This is a genomic window from Rickettsiella massiliensis 20B (genome assembly GCF_000257395.1).
Taxonomy (GTDB): domain Bacteria; phylum Pseudomonadota; class Gammaproteobacteria; order Diplorickettsiales; family Diplorickettsiaceae; genus Diplorickettsia; species Diplorickettsia massiliensis.
In genome coordinates, this window is record NZ_AJGC01000001.1 from 191,611 (window position 1) to 216,083 (window position 24,473).

At 40.9% G+C, this 24,473-nt stretch carries 29 protein-coding genes and 5 pseudogenes; 15 read left to right on the plus strand and 19 right to left on the minus strand.

Going from position 1 to position 24,473, the window contains the following annotated elements:
• The first annotated feature begins 18 nt into the window (after positions 1 to 18).
• Both S3O_RS13080 and sufU read left to right on the plus strand, forming a co-directional pair.
• Positions 19 to 1,147 (plus strand): annotated as a pseudogene (locus S3O_RS13080) (aminotransferase class V-fold PLP-dependent enzyme).
• Positions 1,144 to 1,617, plus strand: a complete 474-nt coding sequence (gene sufU / locus S3O_RS10435; protein ID WP_010597208.1) for a Fe-S cluster assembly sulfur transfer protein SufU — start codon at positions 1,144 to 1,146, stop codon at positions 1,615 to 1,617. Before S3O_RS13080 ends, sufU begins: the two are co-directional and overlap by 4 nt.
• Here sufU and S3O_RS0101140 read toward each other — a convergent pair.
• From S3O_RS0101140 to S3O_RS18470, 4 genes are read right to left on the minus strand one after another with little or no spacing between them, the layout of a single operon-like run.
• On the minus strand, positions 1,607 to 2,062 hold the full coding sequence (locus tag S3O_RS0101140; RefSeq protein ID WP_010597209.1) for a DUF721 domain-containing protein: 456 nt from the start codon (positions 2,060 to 2,062) through the stop codon (positions 1,607 to 1,609). The genes sufU and S3O_RS0101140 overlap by 11 nt on opposite strands.
• Positions 2,063 to 2,066: 4 nt before the next feature.
• Positions 2,067 to 2,714 carry a hypothetical protein gene (locus tag S3O_RS18460; RefSeq protein ID WP_235776144.1) on the minus strand — a complete coding sequence of 216 codons (648 nt, stop codon included), beginning with the start codon at positions 2,712 to 2,714 and terminating at the stop codon, positions 2,067 to 2,069.
• On the minus strand, positions 2,695 to 3,810 hold the full coding sequence (locus tag S3O_RS18465) for an APC family permease (RefSeq protein ID WP_235776145.1): 1,116 nt from the start codon (positions 3,808 to 3,810) through the stop codon (positions 2,695 to 2,697). The genes S3O_RS18460 and S3O_RS18465 overlap by 20 nt, the downstream gene beginning before the upstream one ends.
• Positions 3,804 to 4,031: a hypothetical protein gene (locus tag S3O_RS18470; protein ID WP_235776146.1), complete on the minus strand. Its 228-nt coding sequence runs from the start codon at positions 4,029 to 4,031 to the stop codon at positions 3,804 to 3,806. The genes S3O_RS18465 and S3O_RS18470 overlap by 7 nt, the downstream gene beginning before the upstream one ends.
• A 334-nt stretch (positions 4,032 to 4,365) precedes the next feature.
• Here S3O_RS18470 and S3O_RS10445 point away from each other — a divergent pair, with 334 nt between their 5' ends.
• The 5 genes and pseudogenes from S3O_RS10445 to S3O_RS16165 all read left to right on the plus strand — a co-directional run.
• On the plus strand, positions 4,366 to 5,208 hold the full coding sequence (locus tag S3O_RS10445; protein ID WP_010597211.1) for a mannose-1-phosphate guanylyltransferase: 843 nt from the start codon (positions 4,366 to 4,368) through the stop codon (positions 5,206 to 5,208).
• Between the two features lie 42 nt (positions 5,209 to 5,250).
• On the plus strand, positions 5,251 to 5,667 hold the full coding sequence (locus tag S3O_RS13090; protein ID WP_010597212.1) for a glycosyltransferase family protein: 417 nt from the start codon (positions 5,251 to 5,253) through the stop codon (positions 5,665 to 5,667).
• A complete protein-coding gene (locus S3O_RS19335; protein WP_010597213.1) occupies positions 5,648 to 5,812 on the plus strand; it encodes a cupin domain-containing protein in 165 nt (54 codons plus the stop codon). The genes S3O_RS13090 and S3O_RS19335 overlap by 20 nt, the downstream gene beginning before the upstream one ends.
• A 288-nt stretch (positions 5,813 to 6,100) precedes the next feature.
• Positions 6,101 to 6,241: a hypothetical protein gene (locus S3O_RS16910; protein ID WP_156792668.1), complete on the plus strand. Its 141-nt coding sequence runs from the start codon at positions 6,101 to 6,103 to the stop codon at positions 6,239 to 6,241.
• Between the two features lie 10 nt (positions 6,242 to 6,251).
• A pseudogene (locus S3O_RS16165) lies at positions 6,252 to 7,016 on the plus strand (FkbM family methyltransferase); the annotation flags it as partial.
• 217 nt (positions 7,017 to 7,233) lie between these two features.
• Here the strand turns inward: S3O_RS16165 and S3O_RS0101160 are convergent.
• Entirely contained in the window at positions 7,234 to 7,725 is a 492-nt protein-coding gene (locus tag S3O_RS0101160; RefSeq protein WP_010597214.1) for a hypothetical protein, read from the minus strand.
• A 360-nt stretch (positions 7,726 to 8,085) separates the two neighbouring features.
• On the opposite strand from S3O_RS0101160, the gene gshA reads away from it, so the two are divergent.
• From gshA to S3O_RS18480, 3 genes are read left to right on the plus strand one after another with little or no spacing between them, the layout of a single operon-like run.
• Positions 8,086 to 9,411 carry a glutamate--cysteine ligase gene (gene gshA / locus S3O_RS0101165; protein ID WP_010597215.1) on the plus strand — a complete coding sequence of 442 codons (1,326 nt, stop codon included), beginning with the start codon at positions 8,086 to 8,088 and terminating at the stop codon, positions 9,409 to 9,411.
• Complete coding sequence (locus S3O_RS18475; protein ID WP_010597216.1) at positions 9,408 to 9,623, plus strand: glutathione synthetase; 216 nt, start codon at positions 9,408 to 9,410, stop codon at positions 9,621 to 9,623. The genes gshA and S3O_RS18475 overlap by 4 nt, the downstream gene beginning before the upstream one ends.
• A complete protein-coding gene (locus tag S3O_RS18480) occupies positions 9,604 to 10,254 on the plus strand; it encodes a glutathione synthase (RefSeq protein ID WP_010597217.1) in 651 nt (216 codons plus the stop codon). The genes S3O_RS18475 and S3O_RS18480 overlap by 20 nt, the downstream gene beginning before the upstream one ends.
• Positions 10,255 to 10,281: 27 nt before the next feature.
• On the opposite strand, the gene S3O_RS0101175 is transcribed toward S3O_RS18480, so the two are convergent.
• The 9 genes and pseudogenes from S3O_RS0101175 to S3O_RS0101215 all read right to left on the minus strand — a co-directional run bounded on the left by S3O_RS0101175 (position 10,282) and on the right by S3O_RS0101215 (position 17,244).
• A complete protein-coding gene (locus S3O_RS0101175) occupies positions 10,282 to 10,587 on the minus strand; it encodes a Rieske (2Fe-2S) protein (RefSeq protein WP_010597218.1) in 306 nt (101 codons plus the stop codon).
• Between the two features lie 32 nt (positions 10,588 to 10,619).
• Positions 10,620 to 10,958: an SUF system Fe-S cluster assembly protein gene (locus S3O_RS0101180; RefSeq protein ID WP_010597219.1), complete on the minus strand. Its 339-nt coding sequence runs from the start codon at positions 10,956 to 10,958 to the stop codon at positions 10,620 to 10,622.
• A gap of 144 nt (positions 10,959 to 11,102) precedes the next feature.
• On the minus strand, positions 11,103 to 11,333 hold the full coding sequence (locus S3O_RS0101185) for a hypothetical protein (RefSeq protein ID WP_010597220.1): 231 nt from the start codon (positions 11,331 to 11,333) through the stop codon (positions 11,103 to 11,105).
• A 152-nt stretch (positions 11,334 to 11,485) separates the two neighbouring features.
• On the minus strand, positions 11,486 to 11,662 hold the full coding sequence (locus S3O_RS16915) for a hypothetical protein (RefSeq protein WP_156792669.1): 177 nt from the start codon (positions 11,660 to 11,662) through the stop codon (positions 11,486 to 11,488).
• Between the two features lie 623 nt (positions 11,663 to 12,285).
• Entirely contained in the window at positions 12,286 to 13,116 is an 831-nt protein-coding gene (gene era / locus S3O_RS13105) for a GTPase Era (RefSeq protein ID WP_010597221.1), read from the minus strand.
• Positions 13,113 to 13,742: a ribonuclease III family protein gene (locus tag S3O_RS0101200; RefSeq protein ID WP_010597222.1), complete on the minus strand. Its 630-nt coding sequence runs from the start codon at positions 13,740 to 13,742 to the stop codon at positions 13,113 to 13,115. Before S3O_RS0101200 ends, era begins: the two co-directional genes overlap by 4 nt.
• Before the next feature lie 93 nt (positions 13,743 to 13,835).
• Positions 13,836 to 14,607 (minus strand): annotated as a pseudogene (gene lepB, locus S3O_RS13110) (signal peptidase I).
• 21 nt (positions 14,608 to 14,628) lie between these two features.
• A pseudogene (gene lepA / locus S3O_RS13115) lies at positions 14,629 to 16,373 on the minus strand (translation elongation factor 4).
• A 193-nt stretch (positions 16,374 to 16,566) separates the two neighbouring features.
• On the minus strand, positions 16,567 to 17,244 hold the full coding sequence (locus S3O_RS0101215) for a dienelactone hydrolase family protein (RefSeq protein WP_010597228.1): 678 nt from the start codon (positions 17,242 to 17,244) through the stop codon (positions 16,567 to 16,569).
• 107 nt (positions 17,245 to 17,351) lie between these two features.
• Between S3O_RS0101215 and lptM the strand changes: the two genes are divergently transcribed.
• The 4 genes from lptM (at position 17,352) to S3O_RS14985 (ending at position 19,518) form a co-directional block, all read left to right on the plus strand.
• Positions 17,352 to 17,492, plus strand: a complete 141-nt coding sequence (gene lptM / locus S3O_RS17665; protein ID WP_010597229.1) for an LPS translocon maturation chaperone LptM — start codon at positions 17,352 to 17,354, stop codon at positions 17,490 to 17,492.
• The gene (gene lysA, locus S3O_RS0101225; protein ID WP_010597230.1) at positions 17,492 to 18,736 is read left to right on the plus strand and encodes a diaminopimelate decarboxylase; all 1,245 of its coding nucleotides are present in this window, start codon (positions 17,492 to 17,494) and stop codon (positions 18,734 to 18,736) included. Before lptM ends, lysA begins: the two co-directional genes overlap by 1 nt.
• Positions 18,737 to 18,793: 57 nt before the next feature.
• Positions 18,794 to 19,162, plus strand: coding sequence for a diaminopimelate epimerase (locus tag S3O_RS14980; protein ID WP_202797988.1), 369 nt, complete (start codon positions 18,794 to 18,796; stop codon positions 19,160 to 19,162).
• 89 nt (positions 19,163 to 19,251) lie between these two features.
• Positions 19,252 to 19,518 (plus strand): diaminopimelate epimerase, encoded by a 267-nt coding sequence (locus S3O_RS14985; protein ID WP_010597232.1) that lies wholly within the window; start codon positions 19,252 to 19,254, stop codon positions 19,516 to 19,518.
• 19 nt (positions 19,519 to 19,537) lie between these two features.
• Here the strand turns inward: S3O_RS14985 and fumC are convergent.
• From fumC to S3O_RS0101255, 5 genes and pseudogenes are all read right to left on the minus strand, one after another.
• A pseudogene (gene fumC / locus S3O_RS13125) lies at positions 19,538 to 20,936 on the minus strand (class II fumarate hydratase).
• Between the two features lie 32 nt (positions 20,937 to 20,968).
• Positions 20,969 to 21,688: a KamA family radical SAM protein gene (locus S3O_RS13130; RefSeq protein WP_083827586.1), complete on the minus strand. Its 720-nt coding sequence runs from the start codon at positions 21,686 to 21,688 to the stop codon at positions 20,969 to 20,971.
• A gap of 262 nt (positions 21,689 to 21,950) precedes the next feature.
• A complete protein-coding gene (locus S3O_RS10495; protein WP_010597238.1) occupies positions 21,951 to 22,751 on the minus strand; it encodes an ATP-binding protein in 801 nt (266 codons plus the stop codon).
• Positions 22,752 to 22,764: 13 nt separating this feature from the next.
• Positions 22,765 to 23,067, minus strand: coding sequence for a winged helix-turn-helix domain-containing protein (locus S3O_RS0101250; protein ID WP_010597239.1), 303 nt, complete (start codon positions 23,065 to 23,067; stop codon positions 22,765 to 22,767).
• Positions 23,064 to 23,465, minus strand: a complete 402-nt coding sequence (locus tag S3O_RS0101255; RefSeq protein WP_010597240.1) for a response regulator — start codon at positions 23,463 to 23,465, stop codon at positions 23,064 to 23,066. Before S3O_RS0101255 ends, S3O_RS0101250 begins: the two co-directional genes overlap by 4 nt.
• Positions 23,466 to 23,789: 324 nt before the next feature.
• Between S3O_RS0101255 and S3O_RS0101260 the strand changes: the two genes are divergently transcribed.
• Entirely contained in the window at positions 23,790 to 24,188 is a 399-nt protein-coding gene (locus tag S3O_RS0101260) for a hypothetical protein (RefSeq protein WP_010597241.1), read from the plus strand.
• The last annotated feature ends 285 nt before the right edge of the window (positions 24,189 to 24,473 follow it).

Genomic DNA, 24,473 nt, shown 5'->3' on the forward strand with positions numbered 1-24,473 from the left:
ATTTAGTGGTATTTGATCATGAAGCACTTTGATGTCGCGACAATAAAAAAAGATTTTCCAATTTTTGAACAAAAAATTCATGGCAAAGAACTGATCTATTTAGATAATGCGGCCAGTACACAAAAACCCAATACTGTGATTCAGCGTATTACGTGGGTTGTATACTTTAAGTGAACAAGCCACTAATCATTTCGAAGCCTGCCGCGAAAAAGTGCAACACTTTATCCACGCCCCTTCTTTTTCAGAAATTATTTTTGTTCTTGGCAACTCGTCGCGCGTGAAACGGGTGCGCTGATTCGTGTCATTCCAATTAATGAGGCCGGCGAAATTAATTTTTTCTACCTATACTGAATTACTTAATCCAAAAACAAAAATTGTCGCACTCTGTCATGTTTCGAATACGCTCGGAACAATTAATCCGATTCAGCGCATGATCGAAGCCGCGCATGCGCAAGGCAGTGTGGTGTTAATTGACGGTGCGCAAGCTGTCCCACACCAAAAAGTCGATGTCCAAGCACTGGATTGCGATTTTTATTGTTTTTCTGGGCATAAGTTATTTGGGCCCACTGGGATTGGTGTTTTGTATGGCAAACAACCTCTGCTTGAAAAAATGCCTCCTTATCAGGGTGGCGGGAGTATGATTACGGAAGTTCATTTAATGGAAAGTCATTATCGCGAACCTCCTTACAAGTTTGAAGCGGGCACACCCCACATCGCGGGCGCGCTGGGATTGGGCGCTGCTATCGATTACCTGAATCAAATCGATTATCAAGCGATGGCCGTCCACGAACAAACACTGCTTGATTATGCAACGGAAAAGCTTCAAGCCCTACCTGGTTTACGATTAATTGGTACGGCACGTGAAAAAGTCGCTATCTTAAATTTTACACTGGAAGATAAATCAGGAAAACGCATTCATGGACACGATATCAGTGATATCTTAAACTCCGAAGTGGGCGTGGCCGTCCGCGCGGGGCAACACTGTACGATGCCATTGATGAAACGATTTAATGTTGATTCGACTGTACGCGCCTCGTTAGCCTTGTACAATACTCAGCAAGATATTGATCACTTAGTCACAGGATTAGAAATTACCCTCGACTTATTTAATTCAACCCTTCGTCCTTCTTCCTCTGAAACGTTATGAATGAATTACGTGAATTATATCAAGAAATGATTTTAGAGCATGGACGGCATCCCCGGAACTGTTGCCTACTCGCCGATGCGAATCGCCAAGCAGAAGGTTTTAATCGCTTGTGTGGCGACCAATTAACCGTGTATCTGCGTATTCAGCAAGGGATTATTGAAGCAGTTTGTTTTACTGGATCCGGCTGCGCGATTTCTATGGCCTCCGCTTCACTTATGTCTGAAGCCCTAACAGGGAAAACCGAAGCAGAAGCGCAACGGCTATTTTCACTTTTCCATACCTTGGTCACGACCGACGCCCCTCCTTCTACTGAACCTTCTTTTACAAAATTAGCGGTTTTTTCTGGCGTAAAAGCCTATCCAGCCCGTGTGAAATGTGCAACGTTAGCCTGGCACACCTTACAAGCGGCGCTGACAAAAAAGCGGATCCTGTTTCCACGGAATAAAGCTCCTTTTTACGTTAAGGTTTGATTAAACGTAACAATGCTTCTTGCAAGGCTTTATTTTTGATTTGTTGTGCCGTGTTTTTTAACAACTCCAAACTATTTTTTGACAAAACTAACGACTGATTGTTTGTTGTTTGTCGCGATAGCCCGGCACTAGGTGGACGGATATACCATTCAATCTTTTGTAGCGTGCTGAGATCACTTTCCTGAGATAACCGTTTTTTTAATTCTGGCAAGTGGTAACGTAAATAGGTTATCCAAGCGGCATTATCCACTTCAATGACCAAACAACCCTCTCGAAAATTTGCGACTCGACTATGCTCGGCAAACTCATGCGTCACTATTTTCATCCATAATTGATTTAATTTTTTTAGTTCACTAACCTTTTGTTGAATCAAAGCAAGAAATGTATCGGTTCCAACACTGTCTTGCAATAAGGCTTCAGGTGTTTTTTCGTAAGATAATTTCATTTATCTACTCTATTTTCATCGGTAAAATAACCACTTGGATGCCGAGTAAATGCAAGCGCCGTTGGACAGTCGCTGCGGTATCATTATGTAATAAGTAAGTTAACCCTTTATCTTTCGGGAAGATTAACTTACTTGCAAAGAAAATTGAATTTGAAAATTCTTTCACAACCTCCTGGGCAAGAAACGTTAATTTTTCCGCTGGATCCGTACCATAGGTCGCAAATCCTTTTGCGGCTAACCCTTGTTGTTGACAATAATTGACGAAATATTCCAACATTTCATTCGCCTTACGCTGCATGGTTTTTAATTCTTTGGTGGCACTAAAACTTTCTACATCAACAATACCAACCGTAATAAAAATAAAGTTTTTAAAGTGGCCTGGAAATAAACGGATGATCCATAATAAAGTATGTAATCCAACACCTCGATGTTTATTGACCATAATGACGGCGGTGGCTTCTTTGGGTTGCAAAATAGGGGTTACTTTGGGAAGTTGTAACGGTGTGCTGGTCATTAATAAGTCAATTTCATGTAACTTTTTACCGACATAGTTATAATGTTTTTTCACTAATAAACAGATCATAATCACAATACTGGTAATAAAAACGGTGACCCAACCGCCAAACGTAAATTTAGAAATTAACGTCGTCACCAAAATACTGGCCGTAATCAAAAAAGCAAATACTGAAAAAATAAAATGGAGCAACCAACGCGGTGAAGCCTCTTTTTTTTGTTTTGAACCAATAAATGCAAAGACCTAAAATAGAGAGAGAAAACGTCAAAAAAACGTTCATACTGTAGAGAATCACTAACCAAGAAACGTGACCACGGCTGACCCATAAAATCAGTAACGCGGCTAATCCAAAAACAATCACTCCATTTTGGGTCACGAGTCGGCTTGAAAGATGACGAAAGCGATTCGGGAGCCAGCTATCTACCGACATATTGGCTAAAACACTTGGCCCAGCTAAAAATCCTGTATTGGCACCGACAAATAACAGTCCCGCTTCCAAAAATAGCGTCAAAATTAAAAAACCTTGCGCAAAAGTCGAATCCCCCAAAATCTTATGAAACACCACCGCATTGAGTGTTTGGCCAAAAACAGGCTGCGCATGCCATAATAAATAAAGAAGAATAATGCCGCCGGCGGTAAAACTCAGTGAAGTGGCCATATAAAACATTGTCCACTTCCCGGTACGAATACGAGGTTCCGCTAAACGATTAATATTATTGGAAACCGCTTCAATCCCGGTATAGGTTCCACTTCCTAACGAATAAGCACGCAGCAACAGCGCTAAAATAAAAAACCAACTGGTTTGTTGAGAAAGATCAAACGTATCATTTATCGCATGTGAGACGATGATTGGTAATCCATGTTGATGGGAAATAATGCCATAAACAATTAAAAAAGTATGGGTTAACACAAACCCAATGAAAATTGGCATTAATACTTTAATTGACTCTTTCATCCCACGTAAATTTAGAGTAATAAGTAGAAGAATAAAGACGGTTTCAGCAAACAGTTTATAATGCAAAAAGTGTCGCGGAAGTAAACTAAATAGTGCATCGGCACCGCTCGCCACGGAAAGAGTAATCGTCAACACATAGTCAACAATTAATGCGGCGCCTGAAACCAAACCGGCATGTGGTCCAAGAAGTTGAGTCGCGATTTTATATCCCCCACCGCCACTCGGGAATAACGTAATCACTTGATTATAAACCAAAGCAATAATAAAAACGGTTACCATCGTAGCGATTGCGATGTAAAGCGCAGCGCTAAAGAAGTGTAGTGAGGGCCTAATGCAATAAAGGCTTCTTCTGGCCCATAGCAAGTCGAAGAAAGTCCATCTGCGCCTAATCCAACCCAAGCTAAAAAAGCGACTAAAGAAATATGGCGTTGTGTGGCAGGATTTAACGGATTTTTAGGCTTTCCAAGTAACGCTTGAGCGACTTTCTGAAAAAAACTCATATTCATTTATCTAAAAAAATGTTTCCAATAGAAGAAAATCCACACGTTTTATTTCCATTGAGTCGGTCAACCGAAACACCCAAACGGCTTAAAATAAATCGCGCATGTCGATAATTTACCGAGAAGGTAATGTTCATTTTATTGTATTTTTATGTAATAATCGAATCTGTCGAGTATTGAGTCCTCTCTGCACATGTTATTTTAGCATAAGTGAGCGTGGAAACGTTTAAGTAACATCGTCACGATGGTTGTGTTGATAATTACCTGGTTCAATATATCTACTCCGCTTGTCTTCATTTCGTTGTCATAATTCAGTTAACCCAAGGATGGAAAAATGCTGGTCCCTGTTATTTTGTCTGGTGGAATCGGTGCCCGTTTGTGGCCAGTCTCTAGAGAAGCGTGTCCTAAGCCCTTTATGCGGTTGAATGGCAGTCAAAGTTCTTTACTACAAAAAACATATGAACGAGCCATTCAACTTCCTAATATTAAACAAATCATCACCACAACGAATATTGATTATTATCATCAAAGCAAACAAGAACTTGCTAAGTTAGATCATTTTGAAACGTTTACATCGATTGACTTTCGTTTTCTATTAGAACCGATGTCCTGTAATACAGCGCCTGCTCTGGGCATCACTGCGCTTTTTCTTGAAAAATGGTTAGGTAAACAAACAGTGATGTTGATTTTACCAGCCGATCATTTAATTTTAAATCAAAAAAAGTTTAATGTGTGTGTTCACTCGGCCTATCAATTGGCCAAAGCCGGTTATTTAACCACCTTTGGAGTGATTCCGAATAAAGCGGAAACAGCTTATGGTTATATTGAATATCAAGAAGACTTAATTTTACAAGCGGGTCATGCCATCAAAAATTTTCATGAAAAACCCTCTCTTGAACAAACTCAACTCTTTATTGAACAAGGTAATTATCTTTGGAACTGCGGTATTTTTTGCTTTACTGTCGAAACTTTATTAAATGAGTTTGCAACCTACGCACCGGCACTTCATCAGCAATTACTAAGCTGCGCAAAACACTTAGAGAGTAGTTTTTTAAACAAAAAAAGCGATCAAGTTAAAATTGATGCGGGGACTTTTTCGACGCTTGAAAAATTATGCGGTGATGGAAAAACAAAAATAGTGTCGTCATTCCCGCTGATTTTGGCTGGTCTGACTTAGGCTCATGGGATAGCTTTAATCAGTTATTAACGCCCGATCAATATGGCAATCGCATTGTTGGCGATGTTATCCTCCAACAAAGCAGGACGCATCATTGCTGGACTCGGACTCAATAATTTAACCATTGTTGACACAAAAGATGCTTTATTAATTAGCGATAACCAACATATTCAACAAGTAAAACAGTTAGTCGAGCGCCTAAAACATTCCGGCCGTGAGTCTTATCGCTATCATCCTACTGTATACCGGCCCTGGGGTTATTACACTGTTTTAGAAGAAGGTTCAAAGTACAAGTTAAAACGGATTATTGTTCATCCCCAAGCAAGTTTATCCTTACAACTGCATCATCATCGTAGTGAATATTGGATTATGATAGAAGGGACCGCTCAAGTACAACGTAATGACGAAATTTTGATTTTTGAACCCACAAGAATCGATTATGATTCCACTACAAAGTAAACACTGTATTGAGAATATTGGCCATAAAGACTTAATGTTTATTGAACTGCAATATGGTGAATATCTTGGCGAAGACGATATTGTACGCTTTGAAGATAATTATGGGCGCGTGATTGCATCGCAAGTCGCTTCGGATAGGCTTTAATATAAACTTCTCTGGTTTTATTATCCCTTATTACCCATCCATAGATTGAAATGATGATTAAGCCGCTCGTAATTTTAATTAGAGTGATTGCTGTATTTTACTGCGTATAGGTCTATTTTATATTTTTTTTCTATAATTAGATTAGTAATTGAAAGAGCAAGAAAAGAGAAAACTTCTTAAAAAGCGCTATCGAATCATTAACAAGATCAATATATTTATTTACTTTCTGTTTATAAGAAAAAAAGATACGAAAAATGATCTATTAACGATTTAAAGGATTAAACTACCATGTCATTGATCTCTTATTCTCAAAATCTTGAAGATATCTTATTATGGCGTGCTTTAAAAAATAGTGTTACACAAGGATTTTATATTGATGTCGGCGCTTGGTTAGCAACCCCAAGATTCGGTCACACATCTTTTTTATGAAAAGGGTTGGCGGGGAATCAATGTAGAACCTTCACCTGTTTATTATGCCGATCTCATTGAAAAACGTCCCAAAGATATTAATTTATCTCTTGTTATCTCCGATCAAGATGGATCATGTGAATTTCATACTATCGATGATTCTGGACTATCGACCACCCAGAAAAATCTCGCTCATGAGTGGCAAAAACAAGGATTTTCCTCGAGAAAAAAACATAAGGAAACTATTTCTCTCTCAACACTGTGGGAAAAATATGTCCCTGCTGGCCAAGAAGTTCATTTTTTAAAAATAGATGTAGAAAGCAATGAACGATCCGTGATTAAAGGACTTAACTTATCAAAGTATCAACCTTGGATTATTGTGATTGAAGCGATTGATCCGCTTACCCGTCAAGAAAATCATTTATTATGGGAGTCGATTCTCTTAAAAGCAGGTTATCAGTTTGCTTATGCGGATGGTTTAAATCGTTTCTATATTGCGCCTGCTCATCTTAATCTACTGGATCACTTTAACTATCCACCTAATGTCTTTGATGGATTTGTTATCTATAATCACCTTCGTCCGTTGTTACTACAAACAGAACGTCAAGCCGATCAAATTAATAAAATTTGTAAAACACTCAATTTAAATGATAGATTCGAGCTTACCCAACTTCTTGTACAATATACCGAGCTGATCAATAGTACTTCCTGGCGAATCACCGCTCCATTGCGTTTTCTTAAGAGAAAATGGGACCGTTATGTTCGTCATTTTAAAAACAAAATGGCTTCCATTTAATCTTTACTTATTTTTATAGCCATTTTTATAAAACAATAAACATTAAAACTTAGACTCATTTAAGATTTTCGCATACGAGGAGAAGCGGGGGGAAGCGGGTTATTGGTCTTATTAAGTACAGGTCGGTTTTGATAGAAGAAAGAATAGGTCGAAACCGATCCAAATCGGTTAATTAAGCTAACTGCCTTATTTAAAGTCGGGTAACGAGAAGTACCCACTAATGCTTTTTTTTTGCGTATGGTTTAGCATACACAGCTAAAATTCGAGAAATCAAAGCAGTCAGACAAGTTGCGACCATCAGCTTTCGGCTACCCAATGTAGGACTATAATCACCATTTTTACCATTGCCATACACACCTTTTCGGAAGGATTTATCTTCAGGACGAAAAGATTTTTTATCTTTTACCGATTGAATACTTACGAACAAGAGATTAGAGAGCCAGAACAAAAGAATTCGATGTCTATGATGATATTGATGTTTATTATCAATTTTTTGATTAAGCGAGCCGTCTAAACCTGTAATTTTTTTGGCTATTTTCCGAGCGCCCACCGCCAAAGAGGTTTTTGTTCTTTTTATTTTTAAAAAATAATGGTATTGCTTTGGCGCTCTCACACCGATAGCTAATTTAATCGTCGCAGAAATATCTGCTCTATCACCGCTTTTTAAGTTCGATTTTTGCTTTGGTTTGAAAGGAAAAAAGTTACTCAATCAAAACCTCTATAAAATATGAGTTATTTTTTAAGCACTTACTTTTCGCTTTATTTTTATTTGCATAATATACTATCGAGTTCGACACAAAAAATCACTAAAATAAACTGGGCACCCTAATTGACTTGCAAAATGCAAGAAAAAAAACCACAATCTAGCACATGATCTATTCTATTTCTTGTTTTTTAGGATAAATAGGCGCTAATAGCTTTTTTATATCGAACTAAATGATATTTCGTTGCAATCGTGGGCTGACTATACCCTATTATAACTTACTGAGCTTAAATCAGCGAGGTAGATTATCTAGCCAACTATCGTCAGCTGTACCCGCATCGTATCTTACTTAAATTGAGGTCAATTATGAAAAAAAATACTGGGGATACCTCCGCAACGACCGATATACCCTGTTTGGCTTCATCTTGCCAGAGTTCACTCTATGAGCTAGAGAGAAAACTATTAAAGAATCAATGTCAAATTGAGTCTTGGTTACGTGAACAATGGCATAAAACGGCTCCTCCCTTTTATACTTCAGTCGATCTCCGCAATGCTGGATTTAAACTCGCCCCTGTTGATACAAACTTATTCCCTGCTGGTTTTAATAATCTAAAAGAAGCATTTATTCCCTTGGCGGTCCAGGCCGCTCAAGAAACGTTGGACCATCTTGCCCCCAACTGTCGTCGTCTGCTGATTATTCCAGAAAATCATACGCGCAATCAATTTTACTTTGAAAATCTCGCTTCGTTACAGGCGATTCTTATTCAAGCTGGGTTTGAAGTACGGATTGGCTCTTTATTAGAAGATTTAGATACTTCACGAGAAATTGTACTTCAATCCGGTCGCTCACTGGTTCTAGAAAAGATAACTCGCGAACATGATAAAATAGTGCTTAATAATTATTCACCTTGTGTTTTATTATTAAATAATGATTTATCAGCAGGTATTCCATCACTTCTGCAAGATGTAAAACAACCTCTTTTCCCAGCAGCAGCCTTAGGTTGGCATCAACGCTTAAAATCCGATCATTTTGCACTCTATCACCAAATTTGCCAAGAATTAGCCGAATGTATCCAAATTGACCCTTGGTTGATTAATCCCTTTTTTACACAATGTGCCAATATCGACTTTATACAGCGGGAAGGTGAAGCCTGTCTTGTCGAAAAAACGGCACAATTACTGAAAAAAATTCAGGGAAAATACGATGAATACCAAATTAAAGAAAAACCCTATGTCGTGATTAAAGCCGACTCTGGAACCTATGGTATGGGTGTCCTCTCGATCCATGATCCGGAACAAATTATCCATCTGAATCGAAAAAAAAGGGGGGATATGACGGTAACAAAAGGCAACCGCGCAATCAATCGAGTTATCCTGCAAGAAGGTGTGTACACGTTTGAGACCTGGAATCAAACAGTAGCCGAGCCGGTCGTCTATTTATTTGGAAAATATGTCATCGGTGGGTTTTATCGTGTCCATACTGAAAGAGGTATTAGCGATAACCTTAATTCTCCCGGTATGCAATTTGAGCCCTTACCTTTTACTAAAGCTTGTAATATTCCGGAAATCCAAAATCCTAAAAAAGGAGAATGCGCCAATCGTTTTTATATTTATGGTGTCATTGCGCGGCTTGCAGCGTTAGCTGCGGCGCGAGAACAAGCCACACTCGCTGCGAACGGAGTCAGCCAATGAAAAAACGACTTGGCGTCATTATGGACCCCATTACACAGATTACGATTAAAAAAGATACCACCTTCGCACTCCTCCTCGAAGCACAACGCCAAGGCTGGTCGATTGATTATATGGAAATGGCCGATCTGTTTTTAGAGCAAAATGTTCCGTGTGCACGGATGCGCCGTTTAACTGTGCAAGACAATCCAGCGCATGCGTTTTCCTCCGATTGATGCACAATATCTCTACACGACTCAATTACTCGATCGAGCGCAGGCTAGCGGCGTACGAGTCGTCAATCATCCACAAAGTCTACGCGATTTTAATGAAAAATTATTCGCCTTAGCCTTTCCGCAATGTTGCCCACCGACCCTAGTGACGGCCGACCTTGCAGCCGGCCGCTCGTTTTTAGAGCAACATCAAGATATTATTGCTAAACCCCTCCATGGCATGGGTGGGTTTTCGATTTTTCGTTTACGTCAAGGCGATCCCAATGTAAACGTGGTCTTCGAGACATTAAGCAATCATAATCAGCGCTTTATGTTATTGCAGCGCTATATTCCTGAAATTACCGAAGGGGATAAACGTATTCTGTTAATTAATGGCCAAGCCATTGATTATGTCTTGGCACGCCGTGCTGCACCGGGAGAAACCCGTGCTAATTTAGCGGCCGGCGGGACGGGTCGAGTGATGCCTTTAAGTAAAACCGATCGACTTTATTTTGTCGGGCTTGATGTGATTGGCAATTATCTTACTGAAATCAATATCACAAGCCCAACTGGATTACGAGAAATTGAGTCGGTGGCACCCTATTCTGTGGCAGAATTATTTTTTAAAAAACTTACTGAATTTAATCCAAACTAATTTAATTTTTTATCTAAAAAAGTTAAATTAAGTAGGTAATGTTAAATCCACTTGAATCTTTTTGTTATACACTCGTATCGGATAAGTTTTAATTTTAGAATAAGCTGGGGGTCGAGTCACCGCGCCGGTTTTTATACAAAAAACCGCTCCATGGATGGGGCAAGTGATTTCATCGCCTTCTACATCACCACCCGCTAAAGGTTGATTTTCATGTGGGCAATTATTTTCAATTGCATAAAAAACACCTCCCTGGTTAATAATTAAAATTGAGTATGGCTCAAAATTAAAAACCTGATAACTATCCACCGAAAAAACTTGACTGATCACCGACATCTATCCAGTTGGCCATGCGCTCCCCTAAACCTTTAAAGCATATTTAATTGAAGCTTAGCCGCTTCTGACATTTTTTCCATCGTCCATGGTGGATCCCACACTAAAGTCACCTGTGCTTCGGTCACACCTGGAACTAAACTGACGGTGGTTTCCACTTGCGATGGAAACGTTTGCGCAACGGGGCAATGTGGTGTAGTCAATGTCATATCAATATTAACTTGGCCAGAAAAATTCACTCTTATCTCGTAAATAAGGCCTAAGTCATAAATATTAACTGGAATTTCTGGGTCATAAATACCTTTTAACGCTGCAATAATGTCTGAATGAAGCTGTTGTATCGCTTCATCAGATAATGGATAAGAAGGTAACATCGTAAATCACATAGTGGAAAGAAAAACACACTGAAAAATCAAAAAAATTGGTTTCAAGCAAGGAGAAGTCTAGCGGAATTCACCCAGTTTGCCAATCCTCTTCTAAACACTGCACCACTTTTGACGAAGAATTCTAACACTCTATCAACAAGCCGGCCATTGTTGGTATTCCTCTGTAATTTGTAATAATCTTTTGGCAATATAATGCAACCGGCCAACAAATTCTCTTTCCTCATAGATCGAAATCGTTGTTTTTTTCTCTTGGCCGAGAAACGCTTGTAATTCTTTTTGAAGCATACGCATTTGAAAATAAAATTTTCGACGATAACCTGGCTTTAAAAAACAATCCTGAAGCACTTGATTTAAGCTTTTCATAGAAATCTGCTTAATAGTTTATCTACGCCTAATTTAAGGAAAAATTGCGCCTCAACCGAATTTATTTCATCCGTACAAACTATCAAAGGCGCTGATTGGCTATCTTCATGCTCACGCACCTTACAAATAAAAGATGCAGCGTCTTTTTCTAATCAGTCTGCAAAAACAAAGATCAAAACATAAGGTGTCATTTTGACTTGGTGTAACCCTAATCGTAGATTTTCGACTTGATCAACTTGATATTGAAGCTCGATTAATTTAGCACGTAATTTTTCTTGTTCCCTGGTTTTGCTTGCGAGTAACAAAACCGATCTAATTAATGGTGGCATCCTTTTAGCTCCTGACTTTACTCATTCTTGTATCTAAAAATTATTATTTAGGATCAAATTGATTAAAAAAACCTATCTTTATTAGGAAAGATAATAACAAGAAGTCACCTGCTAAAGTAAAATATTGATATAAATAAGCTAAATTAAAATCTGAATTTTTATATTATAGGAGTATAAGAAGAGATGGGGGGATGAATTTTTTCTTATAATACATTTATCCTATATTCGATATTCATGATAAAGCCTATCTAATTTAAAGCAAACAATCAAGATAAATAAAATGCTAAAAAAATAAAAAGGGCATCCGTTTTAAAACAAAAAACAGGTAGACTGATCATCCGATATAAAACCCCATAAGCATCCACTTGATTTATATTGTAAAATTATAAAAATATAAATTAAATTATTTAAAAAAATAATGTTTGGTCAATTTTTAAAGTGAATATTCAGGACAAATTAATTAACAGCGCAATATTAAATCAGTCGACAGAGAACTCAACAGGAAAATACAGCGCTATTTTTATTTTTACCGTCAATACGGATGACGCAAGATTGACCCTGAAACTAGATATCCCCAGAGTTTTTTTCTTCTCCGCCTTTCCCTTGCACCTTGACCCATAAATTCAAATATACTTTTTCTTAAAGCACGCTTCCATATCCAGCCGTGCTTGACTCCCTATTATCTTAAGTACTTCCCCGCCCTTGCCAATAATAATCGCTTTTTGGCCTAAACGCGCGGCTAAAATCACCGCGTGAATATGGATCATACGTTTTTTTTCTTCAAACTGTTCAATCACTACCGAAACACCATAAGGAATTTCTTTATGCAAAGCACGCATTAATTTCTCTCGAATAAATTCAGCGGCTAAAAAACGCTGGCTACGATCACTTAATTGATCACGCGGATAAACAAATTTGGCGTAAGGCAAATGATGCGCAATCGTTTCTTCAAGCACACCAATATTATCCCCTTTTTGCGCAGATAAAGGGATCATCGCTAAAAAATTCATCTTCTCAGCACAGATTTTCATAAAAGGTAGTAATCGAGTTTTATCTTTAATGCGATCGACCTTATTAAGAATCAAAATAACCGGATGATTTTGTTCGCGTAGACGTTCCAAAATAGTCTGATCTGCTTCCGTCCAACGCCCAGCTTCAATGACAAACCCCACGACATCGACCTCTGCAACGACATTGATGGCATCACGAACCAAGCTCCGCTGCAAACGATTTTTCGAGGCTTGGGGTAAACCAGGCGTATCGATATAAATCGTTTGTGTCGTCTCTTCCGTTTTAATACCTAAAATTTGCTGACGTGTCGTTTGTGGTTTTGCTGAAGTAATACTCAGCTTTTCACCCAAAATATAATTCATTAAGGTTGATTTGCCGACATTCGGTCGACCAACAATCGCAACGGTTCCACAACGGGTCTTTTCTTGTTCAAATTGAATCATGAGTTTGGCTTCGTTAATTCAAGTTGTTTTAAAATGGCTTCTGCCGCCTCTTGTTCAGCACGCCGCCGACTATGCCCCAGACCCATTGCCGTTTTATTCTCGAGACCCACTAAACGACACTCAACCTTAAATAGTTGCTGATGTGCCGGGCCTTCTAAACTCAACACGGTATACACCGGCAAAGGTAAGCGATTCAAACGCGTTTTATACCAGCGCAAAATACAGCGCTCACAGGCGGCAAAACCACCGTCTAAATAAATTGCGCCAATAATCGCTTCCATCGCATCGGCTAAAATTGATTTGCGTTGAGCACCCCCGGTTTTTACTTCGCCGGCACCAAGATGTAAATATTGACCCAGACGAAATTCCTGCGCAAGATCGGTTAACGTTTCACCACGCACCAAATTGGCGCGCAACCGACTCAACTCTCCTTCCTTGGCTTGTGCATTTTGCCGAAATAGCGCTGCCGCAATGACAAAATTCAATGCGGCATCGCCTAAATATTCTAAGCGTTCATTATTCTTATTACCTCGAAAACTGCGATGACTTAATGCATCTTCAAGTAACTCCGGATCGTTAAACGAGTAATCTAAATCTTTACACAACGTACCGATAGCGGAACTCACCCTCACCTCTTCATGAACACAAATAAAAATACGGCGACACTAAAATTTGAATCTTGATTATTTTTTTATTCTTAGATTATCCGATACTAAGTATTAATGAATACGTAGACCGATTCGATCCCAACGTATTTTATGATGTTCGCCGTCCCAACTAAAAAATACCCACATCGCTTTACCCACTAAGTATTTTTCCGGAACAACCCCCCAATAACGGCTATCGTAACTATTATCACGATTATCACCCATCACAAAATAATGCCCGAGTGGTACTTTAATCGAAAAATCGCCACTGGGTTGATCAGGACGTAAATAAATTGGGTGTTTTACACCAAGTAAATTTTCTTGCTTTAATAAAACGGGCCAACTTTTTGTCTCATCATCATGATCACGGGCCGTACCTAAAAAAGTTTGTGGTACGTGCTGGCCATTAATCGTTAATATTTTGTTTGCATAATGAATTTCATCGCCCGGCAAACCAATCAACCCGTTTAATAAAGTAGGTTGACGGATCGCGTGGCCAGAGAAAAACGAGTACATCGCCTCGCTTAGGCTCCCCTACAGCAATCAGTTTATGATGAAGTACCGGCAAACGTAAACCATAAGCAAACTTATTGGTCACAATAAAATCCCCGACCCATAAAGCCGGTTTTTCTGAACCTGAAGGAATACGAAAAGGTTCCGCTAAAAAAGAACGCAGTAACAAAACCAGTAATAAAACTGGAAAAAAAGAACGTGCATACTCAAAAACCAACGGAGATTTGGTGGCTCCTTGCGCAGGATGCCGATTTCTAAATAAGAAACGGTCCACCACAGCGAGCAAACCAGTGAGAATCACCGCGCCAGTCAGTAAAAGTTCAAAATTCATAGCGACCTTTTTATCTAAAGCTTATTTCTTTTCTCGTTGCAAGACAGCAAGAAAAGCCTGTTGTGGAATTTCAACGCGCCCAACACGTTTCATGCGTTTTTTACCGGCTTTTTGCTTCTCCAGCAACTTCCGTTTACGTGAAACGTCTCCTCCGTAACATTTTGCTAAGACGTTTTTACGCAACGCTTTTACAGTTTCGCGCGCGATAATATGGGCTCCAATCGCCGCTTGTAATGCGACTTCAAACATTTGGCGTGGAATCAGCTCTCGAAGCCGCTCTACGAGTTGTCGACCTCGATATTGCGCTTGGCTACGATGCACCATCAGTGCCAAGGCATCGACTTTATCACCATTAATCAGAATATCCAACTTCACCAGATCCGCTTCTTGAAACCGTACTCGACTTAACGATTTGAGCCGATCAAAAAAATCGAGCACCACTTCACTCATCGCTATTTCATAAGATAAAGAGACTTGTTGCCCCGTATAATGGAGTTTCGTTTGTACGCCACGTTTCTCATTACATAACGTCATCACCGCACCCAAGTGGGTTTGCGGGACAAGAATATTCGCCACCACAATCGGTTCACGTATACTTTGAATAGTGTGTCACTGGGGGTAAATCGGCGGGATTATCGATACGTCGTACATTCCCTTGATGATCGACGACTTCATACACCACCGTCGGTGCCGTCGTGATCAAATCCATATCGCACAATCTCCATGTGCAGCAAGCCTAAAAAACCACAACGAAAACCAAATCCTAATGCCTCGGAGGTTTCCGGCTCATAAAACAGAGACGAATCATTTAGGCTCAGTTTTTCTAAGGCTTCACGAAAACTAGCAAAATCTTCTGCATTCACCGGAAATAGTCCAGCAAAAACCTGCGGATGCACACGTTTAAACCCCGGTAACGCCGCAGTCGCCGGGTGCGCCGCATGAGTTAACGTATCGCCAACCGGTGCACCATGAATATCTTTCACGCCCGCGATTACAAAACCGACCTCGCCAGCATTGAGTAACACTTGCTCTTGGCGTTTCGGGGTAAAAATACCCAATTTATCGGCGATATAGGCTCGTCCTGTCGACATCACCTGAATTTTATCTCCGACTTTCAGACAACCATTTTTAATCCGCACAAGCGAAACGACCCCAAGATAAGGATCAAACCATGAGTCAATAATCAACGCTTGCAAGGGTGCATGAAGATCGCCTTGTGGTGGTGGGATCGTCCGCACAAGTTGCTCTAAAAGCTCCGTTACCCCTAACCCAGTCTTTGCACTGACACGCACCGCAGCCGTTGCCGACACGCCAATAATGTCTTCAATTTCATGGATCACCCGTTCTGGTTCGGCTTGGGGTAAATCAATTTTATTTAAAACAGGCAGCACTTCCAGTCCTTGTTCAATGGCGGTATAACACACCGCAACCGTTTGCGCTTCGACACCTTGTGCCGCATCGACCACTAAGAGCGCGCCTTCACACGCCGCTAACGAACGAGACACTTCATACGAAAAATCCACATGTCCGGGTGTATCAATAAAGTTCAGCTGATAAACTTGACCATCCTGTGCCGTATAATTGAGAGTGACGCTTTGTGCTTTGATCGTAATTCCCCGTTCACGTTCTAAATCCATGGAGTCTAATACTTGTGCCGACATCTCCCGCTCGCTCAAGCCCCCACACACCTGAATTAAACGATCGGCTAAAGTCGATTTACCATGATCGATATGCGCAATAATTGAAAAATTCCGAATGTTCTGCATGACGTAATTAGCTTGCCTTCTTTAGAATTATTACTCTCTACCTTCTGGAATTGGCTACTCACGTGCTGTTGAACCCTGGTTCATCTTTGGTAAATAAACAGTTCGCGCCCACATTGATCCAGAAAAAACGACTGACCTCGTTTAACGACAACAGGTCAAAGTCGCTACGCATCGGAGTATAACGGGTTTTTCTTTATTTTTGTAAGCGTTTTTTCAGCCACTGGGTAATATCCATTAACTCTTTGGAACACATGCTGTGTCCAATCGGATAGCGATTAAATTCAACCGGATACGCTAAGGCTTTTAGACAATGATAAGAATATTCCCCTAACGCGGGCGCGACAATATCATCTTGATCACCATGTGCCATAAAAATAGGCGTTGCTTTATTTGCCGGGTTAGCTTCCTTTGCCAAGCAACGATGTAAGGGTAAATACGTCGATAACGCTAAAATACCTCCCAACGAATGCGCGCAACGCAATGCCGTGTGCAACGCCATCGCGCCGCCTTGTGAAAACCCCGCCAAGATAATCCGTTTAGCCGGAATACCGCGTGCAACTTCTTGATCAATTAAATTCAACAAACTTTGCTCTGCGGCACGAATTCCGGATTCATCTTCCATTGAATCAAAAGCAAAACCATGCAAATCATACCAAGCACGCATCGGAATACCGCCATTTAACGTAATCGGGCGCACCGGCGCATGCGGAAAAACAAAACGGATGCCCATCCCCAAGGCGAGGGTTCGCGCCATCTTCGCTGAGTAATGCCCATCGCCACCCAAACCATGTAAACAAATAATACTCGCTGAAGGCGCTCGCAATGGATTCACTTCAATATAAGGCAGTGAATCGCTCTTTGGATTCGACATTCAAACCATCCTACAGAATAAAAAAACCGCCTGCTGATTAAAATCAAACTGAATCAAGTATATATAGGCACTCTTAAGTGTCATAACCAATATGGGTAAAAAATAAGATGCGTGCACGACAAACCACTTATAGCTGTTTTTTACTTGCCTTATTTTTGAGTGCTTGCGGGCAAATGGGTCCTTTATATCTCCCGGATCAGCCCCCGCCTATCCATGTTCCCGCTTCCTCTCAATCGAATACACACTAATGGCTTTTTCTTATCAAGAAAATCAATTATATATCGAAGATATTCCGGTTCTGTCTTTAATGCAACAGTACGGCAGTCCCTGCTATTTTTATTCTAATGCGGTGTTACAACAACGCTGGGTCGCTTTTACGACAGCACTACAAGACTATCCACATCAAATTTGTTATGCGGTAAAAGCGAATTCGAATCTAGCCCTGCTGCGTTTGCTCGCAAAACAAGGTGCGGGCTTTGATGTGGTTTCCGGCGGTGAATTAGCACGTGTGATCACGGCCTCGGGTGATCCGACACGATGTGTTTTTTCAGGCGTAGGAAAATGTATCGCTGAAATTCGTGCGGCCTTACAAGCATCGATCGGGTGTTTTAATGTTGAGTCTCGAGAAGAACTGCAACAGATCGAAGCCCAAGCCGCCGCGTTAGGCATTCAAGCCCCGATTGCATTACGTATTAACCCAAATATTGATGCAAACACCCATCCTTACATTACCACGGGAATTAAAACCAGTAAGTTTGGCGTCAGCGAACAAGAAGCGTGTGCCTTATATCGGCTCGCCGCGCAATCTCCTCATCTCAAAATAGAAGGTATTGCTTGTCATCTGGGTTCGCAATTAACGACACTCTCGCCCTTTTTAGAAGCGTTAGCGGCTGAATCGATTCACTTAAAGCACATCGATATCGGTGGTGGCTTAGGTATCGCCTATAATCAAGAAAGCGTCCCGACGCCACAGGCTTATGGTCAGGCGATCATTAAAAAGTTAGCCGGTCGCGATCCTGCCTTACGTTTGATCATTGAACCTGGACGAGCATTGATTGGACAAGCCGGTATTTTAGTGACACGCGTAGAGTATTTGAAAACCAATCTCGATCACCACTTTGCGATTGTCGATGCCGGAATGACGGAACTCTTACGTCCAGCATTGTATCAAGCTGAACAGCGTATTGGCTCGGTCATTCAAAAACCCTATTTGCCTGAAAAAAAATATGATGTCGTCGGTCCGATTTGTGAAAGCAGCGATTTTTTAGGTAAAAATCGCCTCTTACAAATTGAAGGTGGTGATTACTTAGTCGTATATGATTGCGGTGCCTATGGGTTTTCAATGAGCTCGCAGTACAATACGCGACCACGGTGTGCCGAAGTCTTTGTCCAGGGGAAGCAAAGTACCTTAATTCGTCGCCGTGAACCTTTGGAAAGAAGCTGGATGGATGAACTTCAGCAAGATGGATCAGTGGTTGACCTTGACGGTTAATTCAAACAACTTCAATCCGTTTTTCATCCGGAAAATTTTTAAGAACGAGACGGTTTTTTGAGGAATACAATTATCATGGCAGTGACTTTTACAAAAATGCATTTACTGGGTAATGATTTCATGCTGATCGACAACCTGAACCGATCTTTTCAGCCAGAAACCCACCTCATCACCCATTGGGCAGATCGGCGACGTGGTGTGGGGTTTGATCAACTCTTACTCATTGAATCTATCACTGATCCGCAGGCCGACTTTAGTTATCGCATTTTCAATGCAGATGGTCATGAAGTCGGACAATGTGGGAATGGTTCACTGTGCGTCGCCGATTATTTATTTCAGAATAAACTGAATCGCTCTGCGCAACAAATTCGCTTGATGACTCAAAAAGGATTGATCGTGATCACTCGCGAACATAATCAACGATAAAAAACTATATTCCAATCCATCACGAGCAAAGTGGTCCATTTTATTCGACAACGACCCCCTGGGGCGATATTCAGTTTTGTGCACTATCCGTGGGTAATCCACATTGTGTGATCGAAGTCAGCGATTTAGCCCAAGCCCCGGTGACTGAATTAGGCACTTATCTCAATGATAAAACCCACCCCCTTTTCCCCGAGGGCACGAATGTTGAATTCGTGTGCATTCAATCGCCGCAGAGTCTCTCTGCTCGGGTTTTTGAACGGGGAGCAGGTGAAACCGAGGCTTGCGGAAGTGGTGCCTGTGCAGCGGTAATTGCCGGTTGTTTACAGGAAAGCAATCAAATGACGGCTTCTCGGTGATCGAGAAGCCGTACACCGATTATTTAACCGATATCTCTTTGGGTCCCAACATTTTTTTGGGGTCAACAATCGTATCGAACTCTTCTGCGCTTAAATAACCCAACGCTAAACAGGCTTCCCGTAAACTACTTTCTTCATGAAGGGCTTTATGTGCGATTTGTGCTGCTTTATCATAACCTAATACGGGATTGAGTGCGGTGACTAACATTAACGAACGGCCTAAAAACTGGGCAATGCGTGTTTCATTCGCTTGTAAACCGGTGACACAATAACGATTGAACAAACGGCAGGCATCACTCAGCAACTGTACCGATTGCAAAAAGTTATAAATCATAACCGGCTTAAACACATTTAACTCAAAGTTACCTTGACTGCCCGCAAAACCAATCGCCGCATCGTTCCCCATCACCTGAACACACACCATCATTGGGGTTTGGATTGACTTTTTCCAGGCATAATTGAAGAACCCGGTTCATTTTCCGGTAAAATCAGTTCACCTAAACCACTCCGCGGACCAGAACCCAACCAGCGAATATCGTTGGCAATTTTCATCAACGCACACGCTAACATTTTTAATGCTCCACTGGCGAACACTAACGCATCATGCGCTGCCAGCGCGGAAAATTTATTCGGCGCCGAGACAAACGGTTGTTGCGTCGCCTGGGCAATAAATTGTGCGGTTAACTCGGCAAATTCTGGATGCGTATTCAAACCCGTACCCACGGCGGTTCCACCAATCGCTAAGGCATATAAACCCGATAAACTTTGTGTCATCGCTTGTTGCGCTGCAGTGAGTTGATCGACATATGCCGAAAATTCTTGTCCTAATGTTAAAGGCACCGCATCTTGTAAATGGGTACGCCCTATTTTAATAATATCTTGAAAAGCAACGATCTTCTCGGCTAAACCGTTTTTCAACTCTTCTAGTGCTGGGTTTAATTGATTGACCAACGCTGTCGCCGCAGCAATGTACATCGCTGTTGGAAACGTATCATTTGTGATTTATTGACATCATCATTTGGGTGAATCGGTGTTTTACTCCCTCGTTTTCCGCCTGCTAACTCAATCGCACGATTCGCAATCACTTCATTGACATTCATATTACTCTGCGTACCGCTACCGGTTTGCCAAACGCGCAATGGAAATTCTTGATCATGCAAACCTTGACGAACTTCTTCAGCCGCTTGGATAATCCACTGCGCTTTTTCGGGAGCCAAAAGCCCTAATTGCTGATTCGCTTTGGCCGCCGCCGCTTTTAAAATCGCCAACGCATGAATCACGGCTAAAGGCACCACTTCTTGACCAATCGCAAAATGATGCAAACTACGTTGGGTTTGTGCACCCCAGTACTGTTCAGCCGGTACTTCAATCGCGCCCATACTGTCGGTTTCAGTCCGGGTGTTTCGATGATTGGACATAAGCTCCCCTCTTTATTAATTCAATGGCGGGTCTAATTTGTGGAGCTATTGTATGTGATTGCATGGAAAATGATAAGTCTGTTCAGCAAACAACCGGCTTCTAAGTTAAAAAACTCATAAACGAACTTCGGAACCAGATAACCGGGTAAGTGTTCTTGCAGTGCCGTAATTAAGCAGCGCGCTGTTTCTTTGTCAACAGCAAAGTGCTGTGCGCCTTGTACTTTATCGAGTTGATGTAAATAATACGGTAAAATACCGCAGCGAAATAACGTCTGACTTAATTCGATCAAGGTAGAAGCATTATCATTGACCCCACGTAACAAGACCGCTTGATTCAACAAAGTAATACCGGCTTGGCGTAAACATTGCACCGCAGAAGCGACCGATACATCCAACTCTTGGGCATGATTCGTGTGAAAGACCATCACCACCTGAAAACGAGTCGCGGTCAGGATCTGGACAAAATCATCCGTAATCCGTTCGGGTAATACAATCGGAGTTCGCGTATGAATACGGAGTGTTTGAACATGGGCAATTTGTTCTAACTCATCTAGACAACGCTTCCAATACGCATCCTGTGCCAATAATGGATCGCCACCGCTAAAAATAACTTCCTCGATAGTCGTATCGGCTTGGATATAAGCCAGAATCGCTTGCCACGCTGCGCCGCCGGCACGATTATTTGCATAAGGAAAGTAACGTCGAAAACAATACCGGCACTGGTCAACGTGACAAGCACCCGTCCGGCGTATTTATGCAGTAATCCGGAGCAAGGATTGCTGGCTTGTTCATTGAGTGGATCGTGGCTATAACCGATCATCGATTGTTGTTCGACAGCAAGGGGTAGAATTTGCCGTAACAGCGGATCGTTTGGATCACCCTTTTTAATACGCGCTAAAAAACCACGCGGAATACGCAACGGAAGGTATTGCGCCGCCTGTTCCGCAGCGGGAATCAGCTGTGGATCTAGCTCCAATTGCAGAATGAGTTCAGTGGGCGAAGTCAGCGCCTCTTTTAATAGGATTTGCCAGTCTTTTTGCATAAGGTCTTTTTAAGGCGAATCCGTTTTTCCGGAAAAATACATTGAAAACAACTCCCCTTTTTTAACTGACTTTTTATTTTAAGCTGCGCATCATGGCGGATTAAAACGTGCTTGGCAATCGCTAAACCCAATCCCGTTCCACCACTACTTCGTGAACGCGCCTTATCCACTCGATAAAAGCGTTCCGTTAAACGAGGAATATGTTTTTCAGCAATCCCTATACCATTATCTTCTACTTTAAAACAAGCCCCCTGTTGAGTGGGATACCAGGCGATTTTAATCTGTCCTTTTTCTGGCGTATATTTGACCGCATTAAAAATTAAGTTCGAAAACAAGCTCCGAATCTCACCTTCGATTCCTTTTAAAAATAATTGTCGACAAATTCGATGAGTAATTCGGTGCTGGTTTGCCCCGCTTAAATAATGTGCTTCTTGAATCAGAATGTTGAGTAGTTTCGGCACATCAATCTGTTTATGATCGTGTACCGGGGTATAATGATCTTCTAAACGGGAAAGCAAAAGCAAATCTTCGACAAGCACGCCCATATGGAGCGCTTGTTGCTGCATATGCTGATAGATCGCTTGTTCTTCCTGTGAGGCCGAAGCAGTATCGAGCAAACATTCTAAATAACCTTGAATAACGGTTAACGGTGTCCGCAACTCATGTGAAACATTGGCCACAAAATCCTGACGCATCCGTTCCAAGTGTTGGACCAACACAGGTTGAGGAAGTGACGCTAAAAGTTGCTGAAGATGGGATGACGTGGCATTCATAAAAACGCTTTTTTTAAGATGAAGTTTGTTGCCATTGATAACCCAGACCACGAACCGTTTTTAAATAACGATCATAACCTTGCGGTGCAAGCCGCTTACGAAGCCGTTTAATTTGACTGTCAACGCTTCGTTCATTGATGTCACATCCTCCGCCCCAAAGATAGGTCAAAAGCTTGTCACGAGTATATACTTTATTGGGATGCTTCATAAAGAAATAGAGCAACCGATACTCTAAAGAAGTTAACGGCAACGGTTGTTGCGCAATCGTCACCAAGCACTGCTGTGTATCTAATTGTAATGCTTTGAAGGTTATCATCCCATTGAGTGTGTGGAGAGGACCACGACCCGAATCACACTATCGACGCGTGCTAACAATTCACGCGGTGAAAAAGGTTTCGTCACATAATCATCCGCACCGACCTGCAATCCACGTACTTTACTGTCTTCTTCGGCACGGGCGGTCAGTAAAATAATCGGGATGTCTTTTAAATACGAATCTTGACGTATCTGCTGAATAAAATCGATGCCGCTTCTTCCAGGTAACATCCAATCCAAAAGAATTAAATCCGGAACTTGATCCGCTATCTTCTGTTGGGCGATCTGCACACTCTCCGCTTCAATGATGTGAAAAGTAGTCTTTTTAAAAATGAAGATCAACATGTCACGAATAGCGGGTTCATCTTCAACAATGAGAATAAATTGTTGTTTTTTCATAACGATATGTTTAAACAGGGCTGATACTTTTTCGAGATTCGATACGAATCTTGTCCTCTATTAACTGACATCATTAAGAATAAATAATGAAATTGATTATCTTAACGAAGTTATAACGTATTTTAATCACGGCGTATAGCCTTTCTGTTTTATTTATCAGTCTTGGTTCACGAGTAAATAATGTATCCTATTTTTTTCTCGTGCGCTTGATCGACATCCAAAACAAATAATCCTGTTCAATTTAATTTGATAGCAAGCATTATTAAAGATAAAATAAATATTCGTTATTATCTTATGTTCAAAAGATAAAGAGGATTATTGATTATGCCGCATATTATAGAAATAACTGAAGCAACAGATAAAGAAATGCTAAAAAAATTGATGGCTTTTTTACATATAAAGTCACTGATTGAACTCAAGAAGCATACTCTCCAACAAATCATTGGAATGCTACATAGAAAGGAAGAAACTACACAAAAAGAACTTCAAGCGAAGCGTCAAGAATTTCTTGCAAAATTATCCACGATGACGCAAAAAGAATGGGAAGAATTGATTGAAAAAAAACTGAAGATACTGACGAAACTACTTCCTGTTTTCTGGCTATTTCTCCGGAGGAGCAAGAAAAAACAATCCAAACTATCGATCAGGCTTATCTCGCTACTGCCTTGGGTACAACCCATCAACCTATTGAAAGCAAATGTTATGAAAATATTGAAGAATTAAAGAAAAACGAACCAAACTTAACTTTACCGGAATTCCTTCAAACGTCACTCAATCAGAATAAAAATTCTATTAGAAGTCCGAACGTTAATATTTACCCCTCAACACTTTACCAACTTTAAATCACAAAAAGATATCCAAGAACTTATTAAAGACAAAAAGATACGTCTCGTTGAAAAACCTCAAGAACAGTTTATTTATGCACAATTTCTCTTCTTTTCACAACCTACTCCGAGTCGGACAAGCAAGAATACAGATGAAGATAACGAATATAAATATGGACAAGCG